Here is a 12929-nt window from a genome sequence, read left to right as displayed (position 1 = left end):
AATGAAAGAAAAGTTCTTAGTTTATAAATTATCGGAAACCATTAAAAATACCAGTAAAATTGAATCCCAGTTATTCGAACAGTTTAATGTAAAACGTGGATTACGTAATGCTGATCATACCGGTGTGTTAGTTGGATTAACCAAAATTGGTGATGTATTAGGTTATGAACGCTTAGATGATGGCTCACTAAAACCAATTGCAGGTAAATTATTATATCGTGGTATTGATATTGAAGAGCTTGTACATAATGCCCAACAAGAGCGACGAACAGGTTTTGAAGAAACCATTTACCTCTTATTATCTGGTTATTTACCTGATAAAGAAGAATTGCGGGATTTTTCACGTTTACTTTGTGAATCCATGGCATTAGAAAAACAAACTAAGATTGCTATTATGGAACTTGAAGGTCATGATGTAATGAACATTTTGGCTAGAACTGTTCTTGAAATGTACACTTATGATCCTGAGCCTGACGATACCTCACGTGATAATTTAATGCGTCAATCTATTGATTTGATTGCTAAATTTCCGGCAATCATCGCTTATGCTTACAATATGTTAAGTCATAGTGCAAAAGGTAAATCCTTACATATCCGTCACCCACACGAAGATTTTTCGATTGCGGAAAATTTTCTCTATATGATGAAAGGATCAGGACGATATACAGAACTTGATGTAAGAGTGCTTGATTTAGCCATGATAATTCATGCCGAACATGGCGGTGGGAATAACTCAACTTTTACTGTTCGAGTAACGAGCTCAACGGGTACTGATACTTACTCATCGATTGCCGCAGGAATAGGATCATTGAAAGGTCCATTACATGGTGGGGCAAATTTGCAAGTAGGGAAAATGCTCAAACATCTTGCTCAAGAGATTAAAAATTGGACTGATGCCGATGAGATTGATGCCTATTTACAACGTATTTTAAATAAGGAAGTGTTCGATAAAAAAGGGTTAATTTATGGTATTGGCCATGCTGTTTATACTGTATCGGACCCGAGAGCCATGTTATTAAAAGAGATGGCTCATCAGCTGGCTCAAGAAAAAGGACGCGAGGAAGAATATAACTTCTTAAATTTACTTGAGCAACGAGCTATTCATGCGGTAGTGAATCGAAAAAATGCCAGAACGAAAAAACAAGTCTGTGCTAATGTCGATTTTTATTCTGGTTTTGTTTATGACATGATCGGCTTACCTAAAGAAGTATATACACCATTATTTGCTATGTCGCGAATTGTAGGTTGGTGTGCTCATCGTATTGAAGAACTTAATTTTGATGATCGTCGAATTATCCGTCCTGCTTATAAAAATATTGGCGAACTTAAGCCTTTTATCCCTTTAAAAGATCGTTAGCTTATTTGCCGTCAGTATCATTCTGACGGTTATATTAAAACAACTGTTTATTAAAAAATCGTGGTGATTTAGAACAATAGTTTGTAGACTATGTGGAATTAATCGTTTTTGGCTATGTAATAGGTACATAGATCGTATATGAATCTTTTAAAATCTTTAGCTACAGTTAGCTCGATGACAATGGTTTCACGCGTTTTAGGATTTGTTCGTGATGCTATTATTGCCCGCTTTTTTGGTGCGGGAATGGCAACGGATGCCTTTTTTGTTGCCTTTAAGTTGCCTAATTTACTTCGTCGTATTTTTGCTGAAGGTGCATTCTCTCAAGCTTTTGTCCCCATTCTGGCTGAATATAAAAATCAGCAGGGCATTGAGGCATCACGTACTTTTGTGGCCTATATTGCAGGTTTATTAACGTTGGTATTAGCTATTGTTACGTTAATTGGTATTGTGACAGCGCCATTTATCATAATGATAACTGCGCCAGGTTTTATGCAAGAATCAAGCGATAAATTTGAACTTGCAACGGTTATGTTGCGAATTACGTTTCCTTATATCTTTTTTATCTCACTTGCCTCATTAGTGGGAGCCATTCTTAATACCTGGAATCGTTTTTCAGTACCAGCATTTGTGCCAACATTTCTAAATATTAGCATGATTGCTTTTACTTTATTTTTAACCCCTTATTTTAATCCGCCTGTACTTGCGTTAGCGGTTTCAGTCGTTGTGGGCGGTGTTATACAGCTACTTTATCAATTACCTTATTTGAAAAAGATTGGCATGTTAGTTTTGCCTCGGATAAGTTTTAAAGATAGTGGTGTTTGGCGAGTGTTAAAACAGATGGGGCCGGCTATTTTAGGGGTGTCAGTTGGACAAATATCACTGATTATAAATACGATTTTTGCTTCATTCCTAATTTCAGGTTCTGTTTCATGGATGTATTATGCCGATAGACTAATGGAATTCCCAGCCGGGGTATTAGGTGTTGCATTGGGAACTATTTTATTACCATCGTTAGCCAAAAGTTTTGCCAAAGGTGACCAAAAACAATATTCAGAGCTATTAGATTGGGGGCTTCGTCTCTGTTTTTTATTAGCTTTGCCAAGTACCGTAGCATTGGGTGTTATTTCAAAGCCATTAATATCAACTCTTTTTGAGTATGGACAATTTACTTTGAATGATACTTTGATGACTCAACGTGCTTTAGTCGCTTACTCAATTGGTTTACTTGGACTTATTTTAATTAAAGTATTAGCTCCAGCATTTTATTCCCGACAAGATATTAAAACACCGGTGAAAATTGCATTAATAACCCTTATTTTAACACAATTGATGAATCTGGCTTTTATTGGTCCTTTACAACATGCAGGTCTTTCATTATCAATTGGGCTGGCAGCGTGTTTTAATGCTGGGCTGTTATTTTGGCAACTTCGTAAAAAGAAACTCTATCAACCACAGCCAGGTTGGTATCGATTTTTAATCAAGCTCATTACTGCAGTTTTATTGATGTCGGCAGTATTGTGGTTTGGGGCAGAGTTATTACCAGATTGGTCTACTGGCTCAATGTTAACTAGAATTAGCCGGCTATTTTTGTTGGTTATAATTGGTATTGGCATCTATTTTGGATCGCTGGCTTTAATGGGTTTTAAAATAAAACATTTTATTAAACGAATTGAATAAATATAGATAACAAGGAAGTAAGATGGAGAAAATGTCTTTTTTTAAATTGTCGATGATAGGTAGTACAATTTATTTGTTTCTGAGTCTTTTACTGATTATATTGTACCGCTCTTGTCAACCAGATATAGGTTTTTCACAAGAATTATTTTGGCATTATCTTAACTCCGTTAGCTTATTAGATTCGTTTTTTTTATATCAATTTTTCGAAGCGTTATGGCTTTTTGGTTTATTAACATTATTTCTTCATTTTAATAATATTTATCTTGTTAACAAACATAATGTCCTTTTATTATTGCTATTAATATTAGTGTATTCAGGCATCACTTTTTGTATATGGCGTTCTATTGACACTTATATTGATGAGTTATCTTCTTCATCACAGAGTGTATTATGTTATTCTGCATTCATTTTTCTTCATTATATTTTTTATTCTTTACTTTTATATTATTTGGTTGAATTATCGAAAAAATATTTTTTAAAAAATCGGCAAGCTTTTTGTTTAACGTCCGAAAATAGTAGTTTAATTCATGCGATACTTTTTTTAGCATTTATTTGTCCAATTTTGTATAGTGGATTTGAAATAATTGAAAATTTAATTATGGTTTTGGGCCATGGATCTGTTAATCGTGATTTAAAATTTACTTTTATCCTTTTTATACTATTTTGTATGCGTGTTAGTAAAAAAAATTTCATGATTTCTTTTGATGAAATTCAATACGCAAGGTTGTTTAAAAGTGTATTCGTATCTAGTGTCTTGTTGTTACTTAATGTTTTAATTTGTTTACTTCTTAGAGGAGAGTCTAGAAGTTTTTATTTTGATTATTCCTCGTTAATCTTAGATTATGTTAAACTGTTTTTTTTAGTCGTATTTTTTCTTTTATTAACTTATTTAATTTTCAATAAAGTGACTAAATATTATTTTTTAAAATTTGATAATAAAAAATAATTAATGAAATGGGATGCAATATACATATGGAAAAGAGTTTTTTTAAGCTACCGTTGATAGGTTGTTTAATCTATTTTATGTTAAGCATACTATTTAACGTATTTTTTTTATATTTGCACGCAGATGAATTTTTCCTAGGAAATTTTACTTGGTATGTATTTTTTGATGTGCCTTTTTCATTTTTATTAAGGCTTTTTTTTGAACACTATTTTACCGATACCTTATTGATTTTTGGCCTTTTAACTCTATTCTTTCATTCTGCCCATGTTTATATTGTTAATAAAGTTAATATTACTTTGTTGATCATTATAATGTCGGTTTATTCTATAGTTACCTATCTCATTAAAATTAATACAACTGTTTATTTAAAAACAGTATTTTCTTTGTTACCAATATTCCCTATAGCATTGGCTATTATTCATTATTTACTTAATGTGTTACTTTTATATTATTTGATTGTTTTTTGTAAAGGTTATTTTATTAAAAGTCAAAATGAATTTATTTTAACTAAAAAAAACTCCCCAAAAATTCATTTTATTCTTTTTTCTATGTTTAGTTGCTTTATATTGATTAAGTGTTTTATTTTTATGAAACGAGCCTTTTCAATAAATGTATTTAGTGGTTCCATTTATAATCATTTAACAGCTATTTATAACCATTTAATGGTTATTTATCTGGTTGCGATATTGTTTGGTCTGGTGTTTAGCAAACAATCTTTTCATGTTTTCTTTGATAAAATTCAATATGTAAAACTTTTTAAAAGTGTATTAATATCAAATGTTTTAATTTTATCCATTGCTTTAATTGCCTTTATTATCATTGATAATAATCCATCAAAATACTATTTTGACTCATTTATATCTATTTTTGACAATATTAATAAATTACTTTTAGTGATATTGCTTATTTCATTGATTTGTCTAACTCTTAATAAAATAACTAAATATTATTTTGGTAAGGCGGCATTTTGAAAGAGTCAAAATTAGTTAGATTTATTATCTAATTTGGTTTTCAAAAAATTACAGATTTCATTTTGTGATTTTAGTTGTCTGATTTCCGGTAATACTATTGATGCTTGAGGGTAATTTTGCCTTAAATAAGCCAACCACTGTTTTATTCTAGCTGAATGGTAAAGAGGTTTAGCATCTTCGATAGGTGTCATTGCGTAGCGTAGCAGTAATTGCATTACTTCTTGCCAATTTAATGGTGAATGATTAAAGCGAATTGTATTGGCTAAATTAGGAATATTAAGTATTCCTCGACCAAGCATAATGTCATTTGTTTGGCTTTGCGTTAAGCAATTTTGAGCATCTGCAATAGAAAATATTTCACCGTTAGCAATAACCGGAATGGTTAATTTTTGTTTAATTTTACCAATGGTTGGCCAATCAATTTTCTCGGCTTTATATCCATCTGCTTTAGTACGGCCGTGAATAACAATTTCATTAGCTCCAGCTTGTTCAATTGCTTCGGCTATTTGGTAACAGTGGGATTTATTATCCCAGCCTAATCGAATTTTAACCGATAAAGTTGGCATAGTACCAATTGCTGTCCTAACTTGAGTCACAATATTAAATATTTGATCGGGATATTGTAATAGATAAGCACCACCATGGCTGCCAACAACGGTTTTAGCTGGACAACCAAAATTGATATCTATGCCATAAGAACCAAGTTCAAGCGCTTTAATGGCATTTTCTGCCATCCATTCAGGCGATTGTCCTAATAACTGAATACGGACAGGCGTGCCTGATAAGGTTTTGCCGTCATTATACAGTTCAGGACATAGCCGATAAAAAGTACGGTTGGATAATTTATGCTGGGTTACTCTTACAAACTCAGTGACACAATAATCAAATTGATTGATTTCAGTTAATATTTGCCGGACATGATAATCAAGAACCCCTTCCATTGGAGCTAAAATAATGCGATTTAATTGCATTTTAGCTCCTGTTTAGTCTGTTGATTTCCACAAACAATACAATTAGCTTGTTTAGCAAATGTGAATTGGTTAAATTCCATCGTCATGCTATCAACCATTAGTACTCGACCAATTAAAGGTTTGCCATAATGGGTAAGTACTTTGATTGCCTCTAGAGCTTGCATTGAACCGAACATGCCAACTAATGGTGCCATTACCCCGGCTTCAATACAAGTAAGTTGGTTTTTCCCAAATAATTGACTTAAGCATTGATAGCATGGTTGATTATCCTGATAATTGAATACAGAGAGTAAGCCTTCCATGCGGATTGCCGCTCCAGAAACTAATGGTTTCTTTTCGATAAAACAACAGCGATTAATTTGTTCACGGCTGGTTAAATTATCGGTGCAATCAATAACGATATCATGTTGTTTAATTAAGGAAATTAGTTCATTATCACTCAGTTTCTGGTTAATAGCTTCAATAATCAAATTGGCATTAATATTACCCAATGCTTGTTTTGCGACTTCAACCTTATATTGCTTTATTGATTGTTGCGTATATAAAATTTGTCTATTTAAATTCGACTCTGATATGGTGTCAAAATCATTCAATGTCAGTTTACCGATGCCTGATGCTGCCAAATAGGCGGCAGCGGCACAGCCTAACCCGCCTAACCCGATAATTAAGGCTGTACTATTTTTTAAAACTTGCTGCTTGTCGATATCGAAACCTTGCAAAGTGATTTGCCTGTCATAACGAAATAATTCTTGGTCGGAAAGCGTTAACATATGAAGTAATAACAGTTGATAATGAAGTGCATAGTATAACAAAAACTAGGCACAAGATTGTGCCTAGTTTTTTACTTTATTTGTCAAAACCCGATAGGAATTTTAAATATTCTTCTTTTGTCATAAGTGGTTGGTAATTTGCCATTAGCGTTTCTGCCGATTTTGCATCATCATAAAGTAAATCAATAATGGTGCAAGCCATCATTTGAGCAGGGCGGATATAAGCCATCTCTTCATCAAATACAGTATAATCTTTGCCATGTAATACGCCTCTAACTGAACCAATCCAAGGATGACTCACCGGCATAATATGTGACAGATCCCCGGTATCGGTACTGCCTGTCATATGTGGTGCAATTGAAACGTTTTCTTCCCCAATTAAATTTTCAGCATTTTGCTTTAAAAGATCATTGAGTGTTGGGTTGTTATTTAGCGGTAGATAACCAGGAAGATCTTTAATTTCACAAGTGGCACCGACTGCCATTGCGCCAGCTTTTAGTGCTTGATTAATTCTTTCGTTAGCATCAATCATGGCAGGAACATTGCCCGCCCGCACATAACTTTCCATTCTTACATCGCTTGGTACCACATTTACTAAATCACCGCCTTGAGTAATAATTGGATGGAAACGAATATAATCTTTTTCTTGAAAGGTTTCACGAATAGCGTGCACACCCATCATTCCCATCATGGCGGCATTTAACGCATTTACACCAGCATGAGGAGCCGCCGCTGCATGGGAAGCTTCACCTTTATATTTAATTAATTTACCAATAAAGCCATTACTCGTGGTTGAAATCTCAATAAAACCATCTTGGCGTTCATTTGGTACACTGGTTAAATGAATTTGTAATGCCATATCAACATCATCAAAATCACCGCGTGCAATCAGCTCTGGTTTACCACCAATATATTTAATCTTACCTTCTTCTATTAATCGATTTCGATAAGTAATTTCAACATATTCTTCAGCTGGAACGGCAAATGGTACCACATCACCTGCTAAAAATTGCATGGCTCCTGAGTCAATAAGTCCCATAGTGACCGCCATCATGTTGGCGATTTGCGCATTATGTCCACAGCAGTGAGCAGCGCCGGATGTTTCATCAGCAGCAGGGTGGTCAGCACAGATGATCGCATCTAGCTCACCAATAACCGCTATACTATATTTGCTACCTTTACCGCCTTTAAGACGACCTTTTACCCCGGTTAAGGCTAATTTATTTTTAAAAGGAACACCTAATTTCTCAAAAGCATCTTCTACTTTTTTAGCGGTTTTATGCTCTTTATAACCGAGCTCTGGTTCGGACCAAATCGCTTCAGCAATCGATTTGATGTCTGCTTTTCGGTTTGCAATCGCGTCACAAACTTTTTTCTTTAGTTCTTCTTTAGTCATAAATTAAATCCCTATCTAAATTAGATAACGCCTTCCCAATGCAAAGTGACTTGAGCAATTATAGCTGCAAAAATAAATGTACCAGAAAAAACAGCTAAAGATACGGGAATAATGCGCCAAGAGATATTTTTAAATAACGCAAGATCTTTACCGATAGCTAATCCTGCATAAGCAAGTATAGGCGTACAAACTGCAAGTAATGTCACTTGATCAGTAATTGCAACAATTTCTTGATGGTATGGGAATATTGGTGATGACATGATAGCGGCAACCACAGATACCCATAAAATTACCGGTAATTTATTAAATCCGGGTAACTTACTTATTAACAGCCCTACAATAGAGATAATAACTAGCATCGCTACTGCTTCAAGCGATGAAATCAAATCAATTTTATATCCCACAGTGTTACCAGCTGCCATAATAATGGCGACTAAAATAAATACAAAAATCGTCTCGAAAATCTTCATTATGACATCCTTATTTCTTGCGTCGAAAACGGTCTAAAGTGTTATACATAAAAGAAGCGAAAGGCAAAGAAAATAGTGTGTAAATATACATGCCCACCATTCCCGACATTAAATTCGCGGTGGTAGCATAAGCATTAATGTTTTCTGATAATTCAGGATATAATGCACTTATCGGTGCAAGCGAGGCCGCCATCATGCTTCCACTACCCACGCCAGCTCCCATTGCTAGTGCATATGGGTGAAGAATGTTCAATTGTGCTATTAAGCTAGCAAGGATACTCATCCAAATTGCACCATAAAGGGTACCGCAAATATACATAGCCATAACGCCACGACCTTCAGGTGAATCAAGTCCATATTTATCTGCAACAATAGCAATATTAGGTTCGCGGGCAACAGAGTAAGTTGCGCCCACAGCTTCTCGTTTCATACCTAATAACATTGCTAACGGAAGCCCAAGTAAAATGGTTCCGGCAAAATGGCCTAATTCTTGAAAAATTAAGGCTAGCTTGGCATCTTTTAAAATCATATCAATTTTGGGACCTACAGCTAAACCAAGTTTTGCAACGAGTAGAATCAATGTAACCATCATCACTAGACTTGCATTTTGCATATTTTTGTTGGTTAGTATTTTTAGTTTAGGTAAGCTAATGATGCCACCAAAAATCATTGCATATAACATGGGAAAAACGGCAATAATCCATATAAATTGTTCGCCGATAAGCTCACAAATAATTACTACCAAAAAGGCAATTAAATGCAATTTATAGTCTTTTAAAACTTCCATTCTTGCTCCTTCTTATTTTTATCTTTTTTCTCTACATTTCTTACACTACACTTTTGATACTATACTTTTTATACTACAGTTGCCCCTAAGGTATTTTGAAAGTGTTTTAAAGCCCATTGATGACCAATAGGATCAAAGCTTGCAACTGCATTTTGATGAATAACTATTTTATAACCTAAGTTATAGGCATCTACGGCTGTATGTAAAATGCAAATATCCGTACAAACACCAATTAAATGGATTTGAGTAATATCTCTTTCGCGTAAGCGTAGATCGAGATCCGTACCACAAAATGCTGAATAGTGGCGTTTATTGATCCAATAAATATTATCTGAATTCTGATGTTTCTGATAAAGATGATGTAAATTACCAAATAATTGTTGGCCAACACTTCCAACAATATTGTGAGGGGGAAATAGCGAATTTTCCGGATGGTATTTATCTGAAGGGTTATGGGCATCAATAGCAAAAACGATAAACTGATTATTTTTAATAAATGATTGAGTTATATTTAGGATTTCTGATTCAATTTTTTGACCTACAGAGCCAGTTGTTAATGCACCATCATCAGCAATGAAATCATTGGTGTAATCAATTGAAATTAAAGCTTTCATATTCAATAAAATAGTAAAGAAATAATGTTAAAGCTTATTGATAAATAGCTGATATGACAAGTTATTAAATTAATCATTTTTAAAATTTATTTATAAAATAGATATTTCACTTAATTATCTTATTGAATTTAAAATGATTTATAAATAAACCTATAAAGTAAAGTTATTATCATAAACCGAGTATAAATAAAATAAATAGTGATTATTTTAAAACATAGTCTTTATACCCGGATAAATTGCTCTATAATAATTATCATTTTTGGTAATTGTACACAGGATATATTTAATGAGAACAATTTATTGCGGACAATTAAACGCAAGTTATATTAATCAAGAAGTCACACTATGTGGATGGGTCAATAAACGCCGAGATTTAGGTAAAATGATTTTTATTGATATGCGTGATCGTGAAGGAATTGTGCAAGTTTTTTTTGATCCTGATTATCAACAAGCATATCAATTAGCTGGCGAGTTACGTAATGAATTTTGTATTCAAATTAAAGGAAAAGTGAGAGCTAGACCTGAGGGCCAAATTAATAAAGATATGGCAACCGGTGAGGTTGAAGTACTAGCAACTGAACTGGTAATTTTTAATCGTAGTGATGTTTTACCATTGGATTTCAACCAAAACAATAGCGAAGAACAGCGTTTAAAATACCGTTATATAGATTTACGCCGCCCAGAAATGACCTCTATCTTTAAAACTCGCGCACAAATTACCGCATTTGTTCGTTCATTTATGAATGAGCATGGTTTTTTAGATATTGAAACACCAATGTTAACCAAAGCGACGCCAGAAGGTGCGCGTGATTATCTTGTTCCAAGTCGAATTCATAACGGTGAGTTTTATGCACTTCCTCAATCTCCGCAACTGTTTAAACAGTTATTGATGATGTCTGGCTTTGATCGTTATTATCAAATTGTTAAATGTTTTCGTGATGAAGATCTTCGTGCTGATCGCCAACCTGAATTTACTCAAATTGATGTTGAGACCTCTTTTATGAGAGCTGAACAAGTGCGTGAAATTATGGAGAAAATGATTCGCGAACTTTGGTTACATGTAAAAAATATCGATTTAGGCAAGTTCCCAATATTAACTTTTGCAGAAGCAATGAGACGTTTTGGTAGTGATAAACCTGATTTACGTAATCCTCTGGAAATTATTGATGTAGCGGATCTAGTTAAAGATATCGATTTTAAAGTTCTTTCAGAACCTGCGAATGATCCAAAAGGCCGAGTAGCCTTGCTTTGCGTGCCAAACGGTGCTCAACTAACTCGTAAACAACTAGATGATTATACGAAATTAACTTCAGTCTATGGCGCTAAAGGTATGGCATGGATTAAAGTTAATGAGCGTAGTAAAGGCCTTGAAGGTGTGCAAAGTACAATAGCTAAATTCTTTAATGAATCTCAAATGGAAGCATTACTCAATCGTGCTAATGCGAAAGATGGTGATATTTTATTATTTGGTGCTGATAGCTATAAAGTGGTTAGTGATGCATTAGGTGCATTACGTTTGAAAGTTGGCAAGGATTTAGGCCTCACAGATGAAAACAAATGGGCGGTACTTTGGGTCGTTGATTTCCCTATGTTTGAAGAAACCGATGAAGGTTTAAGTGCTATGCACCATCCGTTCACCTCACCAAAAGATTTCACGCCAGAGCAATTGATGAGCAATCCTGAAAATGCAGTCGCTAATGCTTATGATATGGTAATCAATGGTTATGAAGTTGGTGGTGGCTCTGTACGTATTCATCGTAGCGAAATGCAGCAAGCTGTCTTTTCAATTTTAGGCATAAATGAACATGATCAGCGTGAAAAATTTGGCTTCCTGCTTGATGCATTAAAATATGGTACGCCACCACATGCAGGTTTAGCATTTGGCTTAGATAGATTAACTATGTTATTAACAGGAACGGACAATATTCGTGATGTTATTGCCTTCCCGAAAACAACTGCTGCAACATGCTTGTTAACCGATGCACCAAGTCCTGCAAATCCAACCGCTTTAAAGGAACTTGGCATTGAAGTAACTAAAAATTAACGGTATTTATATGCAAAAATATAAGAACCCAGAGTCAGTATTAGTTGTTATTTATTGTAAACGGACTTTGCGTGTTCTTATGTTGCAACGTAAGGATGATCCTAATTTTTGGCAATCAGTCACGGGTAGTATGGAAGATAACGAATCGCCTACAGATACGGCAATTCGTGAAGTTTTTGAAGAAACCGGTATAGATATTAATGGAAAAAATCTTAAATTAATTGATGCAAAACATGTGATTGAGTTTGAAATTTTTCCTCAGTTTCGATATCGATATGCACCAGAAGTAAAGATAAATAAAGAACATTGGTTTTATTTACCTCTAAATGATGAAATAATACCTGTACTTAGTGAACATCTATCTTATCAATGGTTAACTATAAAAAATGCCGCCAATATTACTATATCGCCAAATAATTGTGAGGCTATAAGTAAAATTGATTCAATTGATGAATTTAGTTTGAGGAATCTAAAATGAAACTTAACCATTATTTTATTTTGTTATTTAGTCTATTTTTTTTCGTGTCAAGCAGTCATGCAGACATCGATATCAAAAAATGTAAAGCTAACGAAGGTGAATATGTCATTTTTGATGAATATGATTCACAAATAGCCGAAAAAATTATTGATCATCTATTACATAATCAACCAGAAAAGCGTGAAAGTAGCATCATCAAGATATTTGCTAATGAAAATAGTGATGATCGTAATTACTGGTTATCTTCATTCCAATTTGATGACCAGACACATCAATATCTTTTTTATCAGGTAGATACTGATAATTTTATTGAAATCGATCAAAATCAATTTGAAAATCTATTACCTAATATTGTTGAGTGTAATCAAAATAAACAAACACCTATTTATAGTGAAAATTTTGATGAAGACTAATTGCGTATCGTAGGAATAATTGTCTAGAGGATTAT

The 12929-nt window shown here is 33.9% G+C and carries 13 protein-coding genes; 7 read left to right on the top strand and 6 right to left on the bottom strand.

The window, feature by feature from the left end; all coding sequences use genetic code 11:
• Position 1 precedes the first annotated feature (1 nt).
• The 4 genes from AC5LXV_RS16025 to AC5LXV_RS16010 all read left to right on the top strand — a co-directional run bounded on the left by AC5LXV_RS16025 (position 2) and on the right by AC5LXV_RS16010 (position 4951).
• Positions 2 to 1357: a citrate/2-methylcitrate synthase gene (locus AC5LXV_RS16025; RefSeq protein WP_110432528.1), complete on the top strand. Its 1356-nt coding sequence runs from the start codon at positions 2 to 4 to the stop codon at positions 1355 to 1357.
• A 138-nt stretch (positions 1358 to 1495) separates the two neighbouring features.
• Positions 1496 to 3034, top strand: coding sequence for a murein biosynthesis integral membrane protein MurJ (murJ, locus tag AC5LXV_RS16020; protein WP_493467015.1), 1539 nt, complete (start codon positions 1496 to 1498; stop codon positions 3032 to 3034).
• Positions 3035 to 3056: 22 nt separating this feature from the next.
• Complete coding sequence (locus tag AC5LXV_RS16015) at positions 3057 to 3980, top strand: hypothetical protein (RefSeq protein WP_493467014.1); 924 nt, start codon at positions 3057 to 3059, stop codon at positions 3978 to 3980.
• A gap of 26 nt (positions 3981 to 4006) precedes the next feature.
• The gene (locus AC5LXV_RS16010) at positions 4007 to 4951 is read left to right on the top strand and encodes a hypothetical protein (protein WP_493467013.1); all 945 of its coding nucleotides are present in this window, start codon (positions 4007 to 4009) and stop codon (positions 4949 to 4951) included.
• Between the two features lie 11 nt (positions 4952 to 4962).
• Here the strand turns inward: AC5LXV_RS16010 and dusC are convergent, their stop codons facing one another.
• The 6 genes from dusC to AC5LXV_RS15980 form a co-directional block, all read right to left on the bottom strand.
• Positions 4963 to 5922, bottom strand: a complete 960-nt coding sequence (gene dusC, locus AC5LXV_RS16005) for a tRNA dihydrouridine(16) synthase DusC (protein ID WP_493467012.1) — start codon at positions 5920 to 5922, stop codon at positions 4963 to 4965.
• Complete coding sequence (locus AC5LXV_RS16000; RefSeq protein ID WP_493468013.1) at positions 5913 to 6692, bottom strand: molybdopterin-synthase adenylyltransferase MoeB; 780 nt, start codon at positions 6690 to 6692, stop codon at positions 5913 to 5915. The genes dusC and AC5LXV_RS16000 overlap by 10 nt, the downstream gene beginning before the upstream one ends.
• A gap of 76 nt (positions 6693 to 6768) precedes the next feature.
• Positions 6769 to 8088, bottom strand: a complete 1320-nt coding sequence (locus AC5LXV_RS15995) for an amidohydrolase (protein WP_493467011.1) — start codon at positions 8086 to 8088, stop codon at positions 6769 to 6771.
• Positions 8089 to 8108: 20 nt separating this feature from the next.
• A complete protein-coding gene (locus AC5LXV_RS15990) occupies positions 8109 to 8558 on the bottom strand; it encodes a hypothetical protein (RefSeq protein WP_279085003.1) in 450 nt (149 codons plus the stop codon).
• Positions 8559 to 8568: 10 nt separating this feature from the next.
• The gene (locus AC5LXV_RS15985; RefSeq protein WP_493467010.1) at positions 8569 to 9345 is read right to left on the bottom strand and encodes a DUF3100 domain-containing protein; all 777 of its coding nucleotides are present in this window, start codon (positions 9343 to 9345) and stop codon (positions 8569 to 8571) included.
• A gap of 68 nt (positions 9346 to 9413) precedes the next feature.
• On the bottom strand, positions 9414 to 9959 hold the full coding sequence (locus AC5LXV_RS15980) for a cysteine hydrolase family protein (RefSeq protein WP_493453038.1): 546 nt from the start codon (positions 9957 to 9959) through the stop codon (positions 9414 to 9416).
• Between the two features lie 286 nt (positions 9960 to 10245).
• On the opposite strand from AC5LXV_RS15980, the gene aspS reads away from it, so the two are divergent.
• From aspS to AC5LXV_RS15965, 3 genes are read left to right on the top strand one after another with little or no spacing between them, the layout of a single operon-like run.
• Positions 10246 to 12003 (top strand): aspartate--tRNA ligase, encoded by a 1758-nt coding sequence (gene aspS / locus AC5LXV_RS15975; RefSeq protein ID WP_493467009.1) that lies wholly within the window; start codon positions 10246 to 10248, stop codon positions 12001 to 12003.
• Between the two features lie 10 nt (positions 12004 to 12013).
• Positions 12014 to 12481, top strand: a complete 468-nt coding sequence (nudB, locus tag AC5LXV_RS15970; protein ID WP_110432538.1) for a dihydroneopterin triphosphate diphosphatase — start codon at positions 12014 to 12016, stop codon at positions 12479 to 12481.
• Positions 12478 to 12894 carry a hypothetical protein gene (locus AC5LXV_RS15965; protein ID WP_110432539.1) on the top strand — a complete coding sequence of 139 codons (417 nt, stop codon included), beginning with the start codon at positions 12478 to 12480 and terminating at the stop codon, positions 12892 to 12894. The genes nudB and AC5LXV_RS15965 overlap by 4 nt, the downstream gene beginning before the upstream one ends.
• The last annotated feature ends 35 nt before the right edge of the window (positions 12895 to 12929 follow it).

It is taken from the genome of Gilliamella sp. LMG 34359 (assembly GCF_984569085.1).
The sequence above is the reverse complement of the archived record's forward strand: the minus strand, read 5'-3'. Positions and strand labels throughout refer to the sequence as shown.